17 protein-coding genes are annotated in these 16,059 nt (G+C 43.6%); 7 read left to right on the forward strand and 10 right to left on the reverse strand.

The genetic code is table 11. The features are described from left to right. Positions 1-238: 238 nt before the first annotated feature. Positions 239-1,864 carry an alpha/beta fold hydrolase gene (locus tag P5674_RS13545; protein ID WP_315670041.1) on the reverse strand — a complete coding sequence of 542 codons (1,626 nt, stop codon included), beginning with the start codon at positions 1,862-1,864 and terminating at the stop codon, positions 239-241. A gap of 96 nt (positions 1,865-1,960) precedes the next feature. On the opposite strand from P5674_RS13545, the gene panB reads away from it, so the two are divergent. From panB to P5674_RS13565, 4 genes are read left to right on the forward strand one after another with little or no spacing between them, the layout of a single operon-like run. After that, a complete protein-coding gene (panB, locus tag P5674_RS13550) occupies positions 1,961-2,737 on the forward strand; it encodes a 3-methyl-2-oxobutanoate hydroxymethyltransferase (RefSeq protein WP_006616376.1) in 777 nt (258 codons plus the stop codon). Further along, positions 2,737-3,354 (forward strand): flavin prenyltransferase UbiX, encoded by a 618-nt coding sequence (locus P5674_RS13555; protein ID WP_006616375.1) that lies wholly within the window; start codon positions 2,737-2,739, stop codon positions 3,352-3,354. The genes panB and P5674_RS13555 overlap by 1 nt, the downstream gene beginning before the upstream one ends. Before the next feature lie 55 nt (positions 3,355-3,409). After that, positions 3,410-4,309, forward strand: a complete 900-nt coding sequence (locus P5674_RS13560) for a hypothetical protein (RefSeq protein WP_043468365.1) — start codon at positions 3,410-3,412, stop codon at positions 4,307-4,309. Between the two features lie 46 nt (positions 4,310-4,355). After that, complete coding sequence (locus P5674_RS13565; protein ID WP_014275924.1) at positions 4,356-4,910, forward strand: shikimate kinase; 555 nt, start codon at positions 4,356-4,358, stop codon at positions 4,908-4,910. Positions 4,911-5,591: 681 nt separating this feature from the next. On the opposite strand, the gene recQ is transcribed toward P5674_RS13565, so the two are convergent. From recQ to P5674_RS13585, 4 genes are all read right to left on the reverse strand, one after another. Next, positions 5,592-7,811, reverse strand: a complete 2,220-nt coding sequence (recQ, locus tag P5674_RS13570; RefSeq protein WP_062945820.1) for a DNA helicase RecQ — start codon at positions 7,809-7,811, stop codon at positions 5,592-5,594. Between the two features lie 155 nt (positions 7,812-7,966). Beyond that, on the reverse strand, positions 7,967-8,761 hold the full coding sequence (locus tag P5674_RS13575) for a pentapeptide repeat-containing protein (protein ID WP_014275927.1): 795 nt from the start codon (positions 8,759-8,761) through the stop codon (positions 7,967-7,969). A 16-nt stretch (positions 8,762-8,777) separates the two neighbouring features. Beyond that, positions 8,778-9,419, reverse strand: a complete 642-nt coding sequence (locus P5674_RS13580; protein ID WP_006618400.1) for a BMC domain-containing protein — start codon at positions 9,417-9,419, stop codon at positions 8,778-8,780. A gap of 119 nt (positions 9,420-9,538) precedes the next feature. Further along, positions 9,539-10,198, reverse strand: coding sequence for a lysozyme inhibitor LprI family protein (locus P5674_RS13585; RefSeq protein ID WP_152088488.1), 660 nt, complete (start codon positions 10,196-10,198; stop codon positions 9,539-9,541). A 276-nt stretch (positions 10,199-10,474) separates the two neighbouring features. Here P5674_RS13585 and P5674_RS13590 point away from each other — a divergent pair, with 276 nt between their 5' ends. Continuing rightward, a complete protein-coding gene (locus tag P5674_RS13590; RefSeq protein WP_152088489.1) occupies positions 10,475-11,695 on the forward strand; it encodes a CapA family protein in 1,221 nt (406 codons plus the stop codon). Between the two features lie 28 nt (positions 11,696-11,723). Here the strand turns inward: P5674_RS13590 and P5674_RS13595 are convergent, their stop codons facing one another. The 5 genes from P5674_RS13595 to psbH form a co-directional block, all read right to left on the reverse strand. Continuing rightward, complete coding sequence (locus P5674_RS13595) at positions 11,724-11,996, reverse strand: DUF3146 family protein (protein WP_006618397.1); 273 nt, start codon at positions 11,994-11,996, stop codon at positions 11,724-11,726. 58 nt (positions 11,997-12,054) lie between these two features. Next, positions 12,055-13,182 (reverse strand): RNA-guided endonuclease InsQ/TnpB family protein, encoded by a 1,128-nt coding sequence (locus P5674_RS13600; protein WP_014275931.1) that lies wholly within the window; start codon positions 13,180-13,182, stop codon positions 12,055-12,057. A gap of 195 nt (positions 13,183-13,377) precedes the next feature. Then, entirely contained in the window at positions 13,378-13,983 is a 606-nt protein-coding gene (gene pth, locus P5674_RS13605; RefSeq protein ID WP_006618395.1) for an aminoacyl-tRNA hydrolase, read from the reverse strand. A gap of 20 nt (positions 13,984-14,003) precedes the next feature. Beyond that, the gene (locus P5674_RS13610) at positions 14,004-14,231 is read right to left on the reverse strand and encodes a TatA/E family twin arginine-targeting protein translocase (protein WP_006618394.1); all 228 of its coding nucleotides are present in this window, start codon (positions 14,229-14,231) and stop codon (positions 14,004-14,006) included. 201 nt (positions 14,232-14,432) lie between these two features. Next, the gene (psbH, locus tag P5674_RS13615; protein ID WP_006618393.1) at positions 14,433-14,636 is read right to left on the reverse strand and encodes a photosystem II reaction center phosphoprotein PsbH; all 204 of its coding nucleotides are present in this window, start codon (positions 14,634-14,636) and stop codon (positions 14,433-14,435) included. 85 nt (positions 14,637-14,721) lie between these two features. Between psbH and psbN the strand changes: the two genes are divergently transcribed. Continuing rightward, positions 14,722-14,853, forward strand: coding sequence for a photosystem II reaction center protein PsbN (psbN, locus tag P5674_RS13620; protein ID WP_006618392.1), 132 nt, complete (start codon positions 14,722-14,724; stop codon positions 14,851-14,853). Positions 14,854-14,955: 102 nt separating this feature from the next. Continuing rightward, a complete protein-coding gene (gene aroC, locus P5674_RS13625; protein WP_152088490.1) occupies positions 14,956-16,056 on the forward strand; it encodes a chorismate synthase in 1,101 nt (366 codons plus the stop codon). The last annotated feature ends 3 nt before the right edge of the window (positions 16,057-16,059 follow it).

The raw sequence follows: 16,059 nt of genomic DNA on the forward strand, positions 1-16,059 counted from the left end.
GCTGGCTTTTGTTGGGTTTCACACAACCTACTGGCTGGCTTTTGTTGGGTTTCACACAACCTACTGGCTGGCTTTTGTTGGGTTTCACACAACCTACTCTCTGTGGGCTTGTGTTGGGTTTCACCCAACCTACTGGCTTGTGTTGGGTTTTACTGTATTTTTGCACAGATTTCCATTATTTGATAATAAGTCAAGTTCCAGGATTTGTCAAGGGTAAATATATATATATTATGTGATTTTACCTAACTCTTAGCCTCTGGTCGGGAGTGGGTAATATCAAATGGATAGGATAAGCAGCATCACTGATATGGATAGTATATGCGGCTTGTAAATATTGCTGATATTCAGGATTATTAGTTATGTGGGTTTGGAAAAATGCCACACTTAGACTTTTGATATATCCCTGGGAAATTTCTGTAGCTGGACGGGTCAAACCTCCTAGGTTGGGTATGGCTTCAGCCGTATATTGATTCATATCAAAAAAGTGACTATCCTTTTCTTTCAACACTAAATATCGATGGGAATTATTTAACCAATTAAAAGCTGGTATTTGTTCTAATATGGCTGGTGCTAATATGTCTAAGCCACTGGCTACCATCATCACTGGAATGGCGATTTTATTGATACTTGCTTCTCCTAATATACTGCTATTGATGGGGTTAATCAGCAAAATCGCATTAACTCTTTCATCTCGCAAGTTGATGTCTGTTTGCGGTAATTCTAGGGCGCGACACTGGAGAAATAGGGAAGGATTAAGGGAAAAATTGTCTTGATTGCAGTCAATGTTGAGTTGTGCAAAATTCAGCGGCGCACCTCCTAAAACTAAAGCGGTATAACCTCCGAGAGAATGTCCGATTACTCCCACATTTTCCAGGTTTAGGCGATTGGTTAAATCTCCACTATTTAAGGCTTCCAGATAGTCTAATACTTGGGAAATGTCAAGGGGTCTGTCTATAAATTCTCGCGGATTAAACATATCTGAGACTTTCCCAATTAACAAGTCTTGGAATTGCTGAAAATCACTACCAGTGTGCTGAGGAATAGCTACCGCAAAACCATAGGAGGCTAAATGGCGGGCGAGGGATTCAAACCGACTGCGGTCTGAGGCTAAACCATGAGATATGATTAAAGTGGGTATATTACTATCAGTAGTTTCCGGAAGGTACAAATCAAAATCAAATTGGCGATCGCCACTTGAATCACTAATGGTAAAGGTGGATTTAGAACTTGGGATTTCTCCGATTTTTCGCAAGTCTCGCCATTGACTAAAATCAAGATTTCCAGCATTTTGAGCCTGAGAAGATGCCAGTTTTTTGATATCTGCAATTGTTATCTTAGTTGAATCAATTAAAATTGCCATATTAGTTAATGCTTGTAAAGCCTCATTGAGGTTCACATAAATACTAGGACTAGGAAACTCTCTGATCATATCAATGAGGGTAAATCCTTCAGGGAGACTACTCGCTGATACGAGAGCATTTCGGATCGCCTCTGCGCCATTAGCATCGGGTTCAGTTTCAAGAATATCTCCCACCTGAATTAAAAAATCTGCCACCATAGGAGAACTCAATAAATGGCTGATTTCGGCATCACTAAACTGATAGCGTCTCCCCAATATTTCCCGGACTTGTGCCTGAATTTTAGGACTTAATAAATTGGCGACATTATCTAAACTTTGATTTTCGGAATTATTCGGCTTACTTTCGAGATAACTTTCTAAAACATCGACAGGGATAGAAAAATCTCTATTTCCGATGGAAAAACGTAAAAACTCAGCGGCTTGAGTGGGGGTGGCTGTCCAGACAAGGGTTGATAACCCTAGACTCAGCAAATTGAGACCAAGTATTATATAATTGGGCTGCATTAGTATTCTCAGTGTTTAACTTAGGATGAGATAGTTGTTCAGTTTTTGATAAAATCAAGACTCTGCAACTTGTAATCCCTAAACCTACAAACAATTATGGCAGTAACCACCCAACAATTAATCGATTGGAAACAGCAGGGACACCAAATTACCATGCTAACTGCTTATGAGTATGCGATCGCCAAAATTCTCGACCAAGCAGGTATTGATATTATTCTAGTAGGTGATTCCCTAGCCATGGTGGGTTTAGGCTACCAAACCACCCTACCACTAACCCTTGAGGAAATGTTGCACCACGCCAAAGCAGTGCGTCGGGCTGTGGTAAGATCCCTATTGGTAGTGGATTTACCATTTTTGACCTACCAGGAAAGTCCCCAACAGGCGATTCATTCAGCCGGACGGATATTGAAAGAAACAGGAGCATCGGCCGTAAAGTTAGAAGGGGGCTATGATGAAATGGCTAATACGGTCAGCGCCTTAGTTAAAGTGGGTATTCCCGTTATGGGTCATGTCGGCTTAACTCCCCAGTCTGTACATCAACTGGGAGGGTATCGCCAACAGGGGAAAACCATAGACGCAGCACAACGCATTTTATCAGAAGCGATCGCCTTACAACAAGCGGGGGCTTTTGCTATAGTCTTGGAACATATCCCCAAGGACTTGGCGGCGGAAATTACCCAACAACTAACCATTCCCACCATTGGTATTGGCGCGGGTCCCCACTGCGACGGACAAGTGCTGGTAACCTCTGATATATTGGGGTTAACCCCCTGGCAACCACCATTTGCCAAAAAATACGCCAACCTACACGATACCATTACCAACGCCGTGACACAATTCTGCACAGAAGTTCAAGAGGGGAAGTTTCCCTAATGACCACCCCAACCAGACCGTTGATTATTGGCGTTTCCGGTGCTTCAGGACTTATTTATGCCGTCCGCGCCTTAAAATACCTCCTGCAAGCCAACTATGCTATCGAATTGGTGGCTTCTAAGTCTTCCTACATGGTATGGCAAGCTGAGAATAATTTGCAAATGCCTGGAGATAGCGATCGCCAGGAATTATTTTGGCGACAGCAGGCTGGGGTGGAAACCGGGGGAAAACTGCGTTGTCATCCCTGGCAGGATGTAGGGGCTAATATTGCTAGTGGTTCCTTTCGGACTATCGGTATGATCGTGATTCCCTGTAGTATGAGTACAGTGGCTAAAATTGCCCAAGGTCTGAGTTCCGATTTACTCGAACGGGCGGCAGATGTACAATTAAAAGAAGGTAGAAAATTGGTAATTGTACCACGGGAAACTCCCCTAAGTCTTATCCATCTGCGAAATTTGACCACTTTAGCAGAAGCAGGTGCGCGCATTGTCCCGGCTATCCCGGCTTGGTATCATCATCCCCAAACTATTGAGGATTTGGTAGATTTTGTCGTAGCGCGAACCCTAGATCAATTTGAGATTGATTGTGTACCTTTGCGTAGGTGGAAACCCGATTAATTCTGAGGGGAGTTGCTAATTATTTATTGACATTTTCAATGGGGTTATTTAGGTGATGTCTGGAAAAAGTGCGATCGCTATTTTGATTATAGTCGGTGGTTTGGTATTGTTAACTATACAAAATCTTTCCCCCGCCATATCTTTAGTATTTTTGGGTATGCAATTACCCACCTTACCCCTGTCAGTATGGCTACTAATTTTTCTGTTCATCGGTATATTAACCTCTCTGATGATTGCCAGTTTATTCCAACTCTCTTACACCCCCTCTCCGTCACGTCCTAAAGCCAGTAAAAAACCTATACAACCATCCCCCCAATCTAACCCACCTGATGCACAAATCCCTCCGTCACCACAAGCCGATGATTCAGAGTGGGATAATTTGCAATCCGAACTAGAATTAGAACCCGAAAATCAACCGCCTATCCCTACCTCCAAAAATAAATCCCCCAAAACTCACAAAAATAGTGATGATTGGGAAACCGAAGTCCGCAAAGTTAGCGATAGTTGGGATGAAAATGATAGCGATCGCCAAAATGAACCAGAAACCCCACCCGTTAGACAAACTACCCCCAAACCATCAGAATCAGAATCCTGGAATAAACGCAATATCAATCCCTTAAACTCTCCTAATACTGATGAAGATTGGGATAATTTACCTCCCCATAATGCACCAACCACCCCCACTCCTCCACCCCCAGAAAACACCCCCACCACCACTCCCACACCCCCAGAAACCACCGGAAAAACCTTTGAAGTACAGCAACAACCTCAAAAAGAATCCTGGTCAGGTTCCGTCTATTCCTTCAATTATAAAGACGGTCAAAATTCCGGTGCTGGTCGTACCGAATCGGTGTATGATGCAGACTATCGTCTAATTAACCCACCTTCTCCCCCTACCAAAATTCAATCTGATGAGGAAGATTGGGGTTTTGATGATGAGGATGAAATCGGTTAAAATTATCTGGCTAGTTATTATCAGTTGTGCGCTTTTTGATTGTCTTATGGTTTTAGAACAAATACAAGGAATTAACATCTATTTAATTGGTATGATGGGCGCTGGAAAATCTACCGTTGGGGAGATATTGGCTAATCGATTAAGCTATAAGTTTTTTGATACCGATGTTTTGATTAGTCAAGTTTCGGGACAAGCCATTCCAGAAATTTTTTCCACCCAGGGAGAGGAAGAATTTAGGAACTTAGAATCTCAAGTCCTATCTAGTCTCTGTGCTTATCAACATTTGGTGGTAGCTACTGGGGGAGGGGTTGTTATTAAAAGGATGAATTGGAGTTATTTAAGACATGGTATCATTGTCTGGTTAGATGTCCCAACTCATTGCTTATATGAACGTCTAAAAGGAGACACAACCCGACCTCTCCTACAACACCCAGACCCCCTAACTCGCCTCGATAATATCCTCGAAACTAGGCGACATCTTTATCAACAAGCTGATATTTCTATTACTATCAACGGGAATGAAAAACCCTCAGAAATTGCTGAACAAATTATTACTAAAATCCCTAATATCCTCAAGCAGACTCAACCCAACCTTAATTAATCATGGATAATTGATGATTAATTACCGGGTGGGGTCGGGCGGGTTTATTGATATAGCCGGTTATCCATTAATTGCCGGGTGGGGTCGGGCGGGTTTATTAATATTGTCAATTATCCATTAATTGCCGGGTGGGGTTGGGCGGGTTTATTAATATTGTCAATTATCCATTAATTGCCGGGTGGGTTGGGCGGGTTTATTAATATTGTCGCTGAGTCCCATAACTAACTGCGGAACCCGCCCCTACAATTATCAATTATTCATCCCCGACGACTGTTTTTAAAAACCTTCCCCAGCCAGATAATGGATATATGCACAAAGTGGCGTTTTTGTCAAGATAGGTCAAAAAATGGATCGGACTTTAGCCAAAAACTCGTGCATCGTGAATTTAATTTTTTGGTGGGATAATAAATTGAAGTCCGATATAATCAGCGTTACAGCCTCTATTTTTGCATAACGACATAGCAACCCCTTGGGTGCGATTTATTTGAGTGTACCACAACCCCTATAATCTCGTCAACTTTTTGCGAGGGATTTTCAATAAAAATGTATTAATTCTTAACAATCTTTTGAAAATAAAATCCCTCTGGCTGTATGAATTAGCAAAACTTATCAAAATCTCACAAAGGAGTCGGGTAGTAGAATGATTAATGGTTGGTTATTTTAGTGATTAGTCTGGAGGAATTAAAACTCAATATCGGGGGAATTTTGCGATCGCCACAAAGCCTGAACTAATCGAATTTCCCCATAATTGTAGGCTTTTCCTAGATATTCATAAATTGGTGTGAGGGGTCCATCTCCCAAAACAGCGATCGCTTCTAAAATCACCTGTTTTCGTTCAGGAGATATCAAAGTATCAATATCGATATCGCCATAATTGTTAGCAATTAAATCCGCCAAATGACCATAAATTGTAGTAGATTTTAAGCCTCTCTGGTCGGCGATTTCCTGGACACTTAAACCCTGCTTAAATAACTCCCAAGTTTGGATAACAGTAGGCGAGACATGATACCACTTAGAGACAGATGATGATGATAAAGTAGTTAGTGGCGGTTTAGTAGACTTTAGGGGAATACCTTGTTCGAGACAATATTCATAAATAGCATTTAAGAACTGCTGACCATAAGATTGAGCTTTATAAGTAGTCACCCCAGAAAGTCTCAAGAGAGCCTCTTTAGTTTGGGGACGTTCTCGCGCCATTAACCCCAAAGTCGAATCAGAAAAAATCTTATAGGGAGCAATATCATTTTGGTCAGCGATTTGTTTACGGACTTGGCGAAGATGCTCTAATAACATTTTCACATCCGCCGCCATAGACCAAGTTTGTTGTGGAAGTTGACGATCGCGTACCACCGCAATTTTGACTTCCCGCTGTCTTTTCATCACCTCCCAACTGAGGTTATTTAACTTCAAAATAGAATAGCCATCATTAGTCTGGTCTAACAGTCCTTGATGCAAAAGCGATCGCGCTAACATTTTCCACTCATCAACAGTCCGGTCTCGTCCTATATTATAGGTGGAAAGTTTATCATGTCCCCTACTCACAACCCTTTGATTTTTAGAACCCCGTAACACATCAATAATATAACTCATCCCAAACCTTTCCCGACACCGCGCTACACAGGATAGAAACTTCATCGCTTCCAGCGTCCAATCTTCTATAGGTCGTTCATGGCAACAATTATCACAGCCGTCACAATTACCGGGAAATTCCTCTCCAAAATAGCGAAGTTGAATGCGGTGGCGACACTCAGTAGACTCCGCATAATCAATCACCTGTCGCAACTGTTGGCGCGCAATTCTTTGTTCATCAACATCAGGTTTTTGCTCAATCAAATATTCAATAGTTTTCATATCCCCATAACTAAAAAATAGCAGACATTGAGCCGGTTGTCCATCCCGTCCAGCGCGTCCTGACTCTTGATAATAGTTTTCCAAACTTTTCGGCAAATCGTAGTGTATAACAAACCGAACATCTGGCTTATCTATACCCATACCGAAGGCGATAGTAGCCACGATAATTCGCACATCATCTCGAATAAAACGGGTATGACTTTCTAGGCGATCGCTATCCGCCATTCCCGCATGATAGGGGAGGGCGGGGATATTATTATGTTGTAATTGTAATGCGACTTCTTCCACCCTTTTCCGACTGGAACAGTAAATAATTCCTGAACCGGACATAGATTCAATGGCTTTTAATAGTTGAGTGAACCGTTTTTTAGGTTGTTTAGGAATCACCTGATAGTAGAGATTTGAACGGTAGAAACTCGCCACATGAACATAAGGTTGTTTGAGGACAATTTGTCGAATTATATCAAATCTGACCCGTTCGGTAGCCGTAGCAGTGAGAGCGATCGCCGGGACGTGGGGATAACGCGATCGCACCTGTTGAATTTGTCGATATTCTGGTCTAAAATCGTGACCCCAATCCGAGACACAATGGGCTTCATCAATTACCAGAGTTGATATTCCCAATTCCGCATCAATGCGATCTAAAAACCCTAAAAACTGAGGAGATAGTAACCTTTCTGGTGCTACATAAAGCAGCTTAATTTTACCTTGTAGAATAGCAAACTCTCGCTGACGCGCTTGATTCAAATCAACCGTACTATTCAGAAATGTCGCCTCAATACCATTATTTTTTAGCGCTTCTACCTGGTCTTGCATTAACGCGATTAAAGGTGAAACCACCACTGTCAGACCGGGTTTCAGCAGGGCGGGAAGTTGAAAGCACAGGGATTTCCCCCCCCCTGTAGGCATAATTGCCAGTACATCGCGCTTTTGCAGCACTTGTTCTATAATCTCCCGTTGTCCTGGTCTAAAGCTATCATAGCCAAAATACTGTTTAAGGCATTGTTGCAGGGATTGAGGTTGGGCTAGATGCGGCGGAAAACCTGACATAACTTGCTGATTCCGTTGACTGCTAAGGTGGACTTATAAGATGGGTTACGGATAATCCTTTAGTTTATCTCATTTTCTGATCACTTGCAGTTGATGATAGGCTGGTGCTTAATTCCCGCCTCCTATTGAGAAACCCGGTTTCTTATGATTTATGATTAATTATAAGGTAGAATAGCATCATCTAAATTCACCTTCTTTAAAATAGCGCCGTTAAGGTTAGCGCCTCGCAAATTCGCACCCCGTAAATCAACCGAGTGTAAAATAGAGCCTTTCAGGTCAGCACCTCGCAAATTCGCACCTCTTGCGTCGGTATTTTCCCAAGCAGATTTTCTGAGATTAGCGAATCGTAAATCAGCCCCCATTAGTTGGCAATTATTAAACTTAATCCCCCATAAATAAGACCCATTTAAATGGCTGTTAACCAAGTTAGTATAATGAAAATTCGCTTGATAGCCGATCGCATTTATCAAAACCGCCTCATGGAAATTAGCGTAACTCAAATTAGCCTGATTTAAACTCACCGCCGATAAATTCGCCCTGGTAAAATTCCCCCGTCTTAGGTTTGCGCCATTCAGATTAATCCGACGGGCGATCGCCTCTCGAAATTCCACCCCAATTAAATTAGCATTTCCCAAATCCGCATCAGTCAAATTCCCATCACATAAATTAGCCCCCAGTAAAACCGCCCCTTGTAAATTCGCCCCTTCCAAATCACAACCTTCCAGGTTTGCACCTGCTAAATCAGCCCCCATTAAATTAGCCAACCTCAACTTAGCACCCCTTAAATTAGCGCCATGAAGATTAGCCCCAGCCAAATTAACCCCTTCCAGGTGGAAACCAGAGAAATTAGCCTCCTGTAAATCCGGTGCGATCGCCGCATTTTGCCGTCGCCAAAACTCCCATTTCACCACACCCCGCCTCAAGATTGCTAATTGTTCAATATTAGCCATAATAACCCCCTATTCCTTACTCCTTACTTTCAACAAATAAGGTATCGCGACCATAAACATTAGCGATCGCATTTAAAGCCGCCGCCGACCCTGCCAAAATATCCTGTTCATTTCCACCCAGATACAAACGTCCAAAACTCCCCACCGCTTGCACCTGTAGAATATTAATTAAAGCCGCCTTTTCCGCTTCATTCGCAGCCAAAGCAGCATAAGCCGCTGGTTGCACCTCTAAAACATATAAAGTTTGTTTAGCCAGCAACAACTGTCCCCGGCGAGTCCGATTAATCAATTGTGCCTGGTGAGGGTCAATATTGCGAATAATTTGACTAGAGACCACACGCGGCTTGAGGCGATCGCTTTCTTGTACCCCCAAAGCATCCAAAATCGCCCTACCCGCCGTTAACGTATCTCCCTGGCGGCTAGAGTGAATTTCCAACAAACCATACAACCTTTCCACAAACTGAACACCAGGACGCACAGCCGTAGACTTCAAAGCCACATCAGTAATGCGGTTAATCTCAATTCCCGGTGAAATTTCAATCCACAGCGACGCATCCCCAGGTAACGGCAAAAACCCCAACGATACCGTCCCAATATAGGCAGCGTGTTGGGGCTGTAAATTGTCCAGATAAACATAACTTCGCAGTTCTACACCCAAAGTCAAACCTCTTTCCGAGTTCCTCCCCACATCAAGAATAGGAAAACCCCCTGATGTGAAGATGTCAAGCCTAACCATTGTACCCCTTCGCGTCACACAAAAGTTAGGCTCACAACCATCTACCTGAGAATATCCATGTTGCTAATCAGTAATTCCTGGCGGGTTTTTCCACAGGGTTCAATGCTTTCGCAGTCGTTAACATTTTGCAGTGAATATTTTAGGGAAACCTGACGATTGATGAATTGATTAGCCTTAGCACAAATATCGAAAGTTGCCCCTAAGTGGTGTTCCCGGTTCATCTGATCTTTAAGGGTCACATAGCACATAATGTCCCCCTGAACCATATTAGTCACTTGTCCCACTTGGAGTTGATCATTGCTGGCTCGTTGTGCTATATATCCCTGTAATTCAGCCGTGCGATTCGTGGTCATCTTAGTGAGACAGTTGGTGAACAGCAGACCCTCTAAAGTCCCCCCCAACGCTTCCGCAGATTCAAATCTACAATTCGTGTCGCGGAATTGAATCCAAGCCCGTTGTGCTGCAATCAGGCGCTGTCTTTCCTCCCCTTGCACTTTTGGGGTCAGTTGTTGGTAAACTTCATTCAGTTTGCGATCGGCTGCTCGATAGTCATCATCAGCACATTTTTTCATTTCCATCATTGAACCATTACGGTTACACTGTATCCCCTGTGCTACATGAGTTTCCGCAACTTCTGAGTTAGTAGCGCCAGGGAAAGCCAGGAAAGCAGCAAAGATAGCGGTAGCAATTTTGTCAAGCATAGTAGGTAGGTGCTAGTGAATTGGTGAACTTGTATGTAAACTATCCTTTCTGACTACAGATATCAGCTTCAAAAGTGCCACCTTCTTAACTGGTGGCATTTTTCCTGACCTTTCCCCCTTCTTGGCGCTGAAATTCTCTCTGTAGTCATAACAACTTCTGAAACTGCCACATCGGTGGTAGGAATTATCTATAATCAATGCCCCTCACCGGATCATAGTTGATATGCTATCTTAGCTGTCAACGTGCTTTCTACTTACTCCATCGATCTCCACGATATGAATATATGTAAAGTTTTGCCTCAAAAATTGCTCACCCTGATTTCTGGTAGTTTGTTTCTCTTGGTTATCGGCTGCGATATCCTACCCAGCGCTAGGGTTGAACCCATAGACCCAGAGAAACTAACCGCTTTAACCAAACCCCCCAAACCCTATACCCAGTCAGCTTTATTAATTGCCGTTGGCGATATTATGATGCACGGACCACAAATTAGGTCCGGTTATAATCCCAGCACAAATACTTATAATTATGACCCTTTTTTTACGGAAGTTAGCGACATTCTCCAAACCGGAGATTGGGTAATTGGGAACTTAGAAACTACCCTAGCAGGTTCAGCAACCGGATATACAGGTTATCCCTTATTTAATGCACCGGATACCCTCGCAGATGCCCTGAAAAATGCCGGATTTAATATTTTAACCACAGCTAACAATCACTCCCTAGACCGTCGGGAAGCTGGTTTATTAAAAACTCTGGAAAATGTCAGAAGTAGAGGTTTGGTTCCCGTCGGTACAGCCGCCTCCCTGGAGGAAGCAGACACCATTACTGTGATTGAAAAGAATGATATATCAATGGCGTTTTTTGCCTATACCTACGGCACTAATGGCATTCCTATCCCTAGGGGAAAGGATTATTTAGTTAACTTAATTGATGAAGCGAAAATCATCCAAGATATTCAGAAAGCGCGAGAATTAGGAGTTGATATAGTTACTGTAGCCTTGCATTTTGGCACGGAATATCAACGCCAGCCGAATGCTGAACAAAAACGACTGGTCGCCAGTTTGGTTAATGCGGGTGCGGATATTATTTTAGGGAGTCATCCCCATGTGGTTCAACCCTATCAAATTTTTGATATCACTGAGGAAGATGGTACTATCCGCCAAGCTGTGGCTATTTACTCAATGGGTAATTTTATTTCTAATCAGCGGGGAAATTATCGGGATGTGGGAGTTATTTTTAAGGTGAGAATTAACAAGAATTTTCCTGATGAAACCATAGAAATTGCTGAGGTGATAGCTTTACCCACTTGGGTACATCGATATTCACTTCATGGGAAACTGAATTATCGTATTTTGCCTTTAGAATCGTTGTTAAATACTCAGGACGACCCTCTACTAACTAGCCGTGATTATTCTCAACTAGCCAGATATTTGGAGGAAATGAATCGCCATCTTGCTTCGTTACTACCGACATCTTCTCTGGTGGGTCAGAACCGTTAAACAGGGATAATCACGGGATAAATGACTATCAAAACTTGGCGCGAATGGTAAAAGAATAATCGCCGCCTGGTTCAAGTTTATAGTCCCACTTTTCCAGAAATCGCCCTAGGGGTTCTTGGATTAAGGCGCGACCCTGGGAGGGTCGAATTACTAAGGTTTTACGTTGTCTAAATCGCCATTGAAACTGCCATACATAGTCGCCGGCGCTGACATCTCCTTCGAGAATACCAGACTGCCAGGACTGACGGGTAATGCGGATATGGGCATTGGTTTCGGGTAAAGGACCTCTAGCATGAGTCACTAGCAACCTGCTGCTCTATAAAACTTAAACAAAACCGGACATAGCCGGATATTGATGTTTATTTCTTGCTTCGTCCGGGACTGTCGGCAGCACCCCGTCCACAAGTGTAATCGTCGGAACCCGGCGATTTTTCTAAATTTATACTGGCGTTCAAATCTCTATCAATCTTCAGGCCACAGTTCTGACATTCAAAAGTCCGACGGACTAGGGGCATTTTTTGACGATAACCGCAATTAGAACACAGTTGACTGGATGGATAAAATCTATCGGCAATAATCAACTTTGAACCATAACGTTCTGCCTTGTAACCGAGTTGACGACGGAACTGATAAAATGAAGCATCAGCGATAGAACCCGCCAAACAATGATTTTTCAGCATTCCAGACACATTCAAATCTTCAATGACTACTTGGCTGTGGTTTTTAGCCAAAAAAGTAGTTATTTTATGAATCGTGTCACCGCGAATATTAGGGACTCTTTGATGTAGCTTTTGAACTTTTAAGAGACATTTGGCCCGATTTTTTGAGCCTTTGACTTTGCGACTTAAATGGCGTTGTAATCTGGCTAGTTTTTTGGTCGCTGCTTTATAAGCCTTGGGATTAGAGAATTGGGTCCCATCGGAGCAAGTCGCCAAATTGTTAATTCCTAGGTCAACCCCGATTCTCTCTCGGAATTTCGGTGTGATTTCTGGTGTGGTTTCTACAAAAAAGCTCATATACCAGTCACCTGCTTGGCGCGTTATAGTGACTTTCTTAACTAGACTGGGTGGTAGAGCCTCAAATGTAGAAACCCAGCCCACAAAAGGCAGCTTATGGCGAGTTCCTGACAGATTGAATGGCTTTCCGGAATTGTCAAGCGTCAAACTATCATGGTAGCCTTTCTTCTTAAATTTAGGATAACTGCTTATTCCCTTGAAGAAGCGCTTAAAGGCATCCCCTAGATTAATGAAGCCATATTGATAAACTTTAGAAGACAATTCAGACATCCAAGGATATTGAGGTTTCACATAATTCGTAAAAACCTTTTTAATGGAGTTGATATTAGGCTTGAGTCCCTCTTCATAAGCTGACATCCATAAGTGTAATCCCCAATTAAACACGAACCGAGCATACCCCGCGTGTTTGGCCATCAAGGTAGCTTGACGGTCATTGAGTTTTAGTTTTGTCCGGAAAGCTTTGTAAGGCATGATTTGATTTTACCATGAATCCGACTTTATGAGTATGTCGTCAGGGAAATTTGGCATGGTCTGGGGTTTGACCGTATATTCATTATTGAGTTGCGAATCTTTTTGGGTATTGTACCTTATTGTCCTAAGATGTAAAGCAAATCTTGGATTAAATTCTTGCTCCTGGGATAATGCAGGAAATTCAGATTCTGGACATTAGTCAACACTGCGACTATTGTAGAGGCTCATAGCTTTTTCTACTCCATCTTCTAGGGCTAATTCTATGGCTTCTAATACCTGTTGTAACAGTTTATCCATAGTCTGGCGCTCATTAGGGGGAAATTTACCCAGGACGTGGGAGATGGTTTCTCGATCGCTGCTACTGGCTGGGGGTTGGGGTTTATCAATTCCTAGGCGGAGGCGAGGGAAATTTTGAGTCCCTAAATGAGCGATCGCCGATTTCATGCCATTATGTCCCCCAGCGGAACCGGACAGCCGCAGGCGCAGCCGTCCTACTGGTAAATCCATGTCATCATAAATCACTAACACGGATTCCGGGGGGAGTTTGTACCAGTCCACCACAGACCGAATAGCTTGACCTGACCGATTCATGTAAGTTAAGGGTTTCAGGAGGTACAGCTTGTTATGCGATCGCATCTTAGCCTCACCAAATACCCCCTGAAATCGACGGTTTTCCGATAGGTTAGCCCCCCACTTGTCAGCCAAGAAATCGACGGCTTCAAAGCCAATATTGTGGCGGGTACGGTCATATTTTGACCCCGGATTACCTAAACCTACAATTAGTTGTGGTATTAAAGCCATTGCAGAGGACAAAATTGCTGCTAAGAATTATCACTTTCGGAGTTAGTATTTTGGGGGCGAGTAGCAGCTTGGATCTGTTCTGCTTCCCGATTAAACTCGGTCTTAAATTCCTGGGAGGCTTCTTGAAACTTGCGGATCGCCTCTCCTAAACTGCGACCCATTTCGGGTAATTTTTTCGGACCAAAAATCAAAAGTGCTAATACCAGGATGACAGCCATCTCTGGTAAACCCATGCCAAAAATATTCATTTAATGTCTCCAGTAGTTGGGAAGTCGCCTAGGGTATAGTCCCTGTTAACAGGGAACTTGGGGCTAAAAATATGGCGATCGCTAGTTCAATATGATTCCCAGGGAGAGCCGCACATAGCCATTAAACAAACCTGACCAGAAATCCATAGCGATCGCCAATTTAGCCAGTTAGTAGATTTGCGCCTCTCCCGGACCCTCAACTTAGCGAGTTAGGTTAGCCCAGTCCACGCTGACATTTTCGAGAATCAGTGAGGAGTTATAGATCTGTAGGATAATCAACAGAAACACGAAGAATAACCCCATAAAAACTCCCATCAGGGGAGTAGTACCCCAACCGGGGGCAACCTTACCATATTCTGAGTTGAGGGGTCTGAGTCGATCGCCTAACCAAGTCCTTTGTGCCATAAGTCACCTTTAAATGGGTTGAACAGCAAATTTTAATGTTTCGTAATATTATATAAGAACAAGGCTCATAATTGAATCAAATATCATGGAACCTGCAATAGCTCTTAACATTTCCCTCGCTGCCACCGTGGTAGCGATCGCTGCCTATGCCATTTATACCGCCTTCGGTCCTCCCTCGGAAGAACTCAGTGACCCCTTTGAGGATCACGAAGACTAATGGCAGCAGCAGTATTTCAAGCATAACCGACTGTAGCCCGGTCCGTTGATAGTGCAAGATCTGATAGGATCGAGACTCTACAACCTTTTAGACAAGACCAGCATGGGCAACACATTTGGGCATTTATTTAGGATCACCACCTTCGGTGAATCCCACGGTGGGGGGGTTGGAGTCATCATCGATGGCTGTCCTCCCCGCCTCCCCCTAGACATCTCAGAAATCCAACAGGAATTAGATCGTCGCCGACCCGGACAAAGCAAAATTACCACCCCTCGCAAAGAAAGCGACACCTGCGAAATCCTCAGTGGGGTATTTGAAGGGCACACCCTAGGAACCCCGATCATGATCATAGTCAAAAATAAAGACACCCGCCCCCAAGATTATGATGAAATGGCGAAAAAATATCGCCCCTCCCATGCCGATGCTACCTATGATGCTAAATATGGGATTCGCAATTGGCAAGGTGGCGGTAGGTCTTCCGCTCGTGAAACTATTGGTAGGGTAGCAGCAGGTGCTATAGCCAAAAAAATCCTTAAACAGGTCGCCAACGTGGAAATCATCGGTTATGTCAAACGCATCAAAGACCTAGAAGCAGCGATCGATCCGGCAACCGTTACCCTTGAACAAGTCGAAAGCAATATAGTCCGCTGTCCTAACCCCGACAGCGCCAAACAGATGATTCAACTAATTGAAGACATTAGAGACCAGGGGGACTCCATTGGCGGCGTAGTCGAATGCGTAGTTCGTAACGCTCCTACTGGACTAGGTTCGCCAGTATTCGATAAACTAGAAGCAGACCTAGCCAAAGCCGTCATGTCCCTACCCGCTAGTAAGGGTTTTGAAATCGGCTCTGGTTTCGCTGGCACTATGCTCACAGGTAGTCAACATAATGATGAATTTTATATTGATGACACTGGAGCCGTCCGCACCCTGAGCAATCGTTCCGGCGGTGTCCAGGGGGGAATTTCTAACGGAGAACCCATAATTTTGCGAGTTGCCTTCAAGCCAACTGCTACAATTCGTAAAGAACAGAAAACTGTCACCCGTGAGGGCGAGGAAACCACTCTGGCAGCAAAAGGACGACATGATCCTTGTGTTTTGCCCAGAGCAGTTCCTATGGTAGAAGCAATGGTTGCCTTGGTACTCTGTGACCATCTATTGCGCGATCACGGTCAGTGTAGAACTTTAAATCCTCAAGATTAAAAC

Origin of the sequence: Limnospira sp. PMC 289.06 (assembly GCF_032350395.1) — a bacterium.
Lineage (GTDB): Bacteria > Cyanobacteriota > Cyanobacteriia > Cyanobacteriales > Microcoleaceae > Limnospira > Limnospira platensis.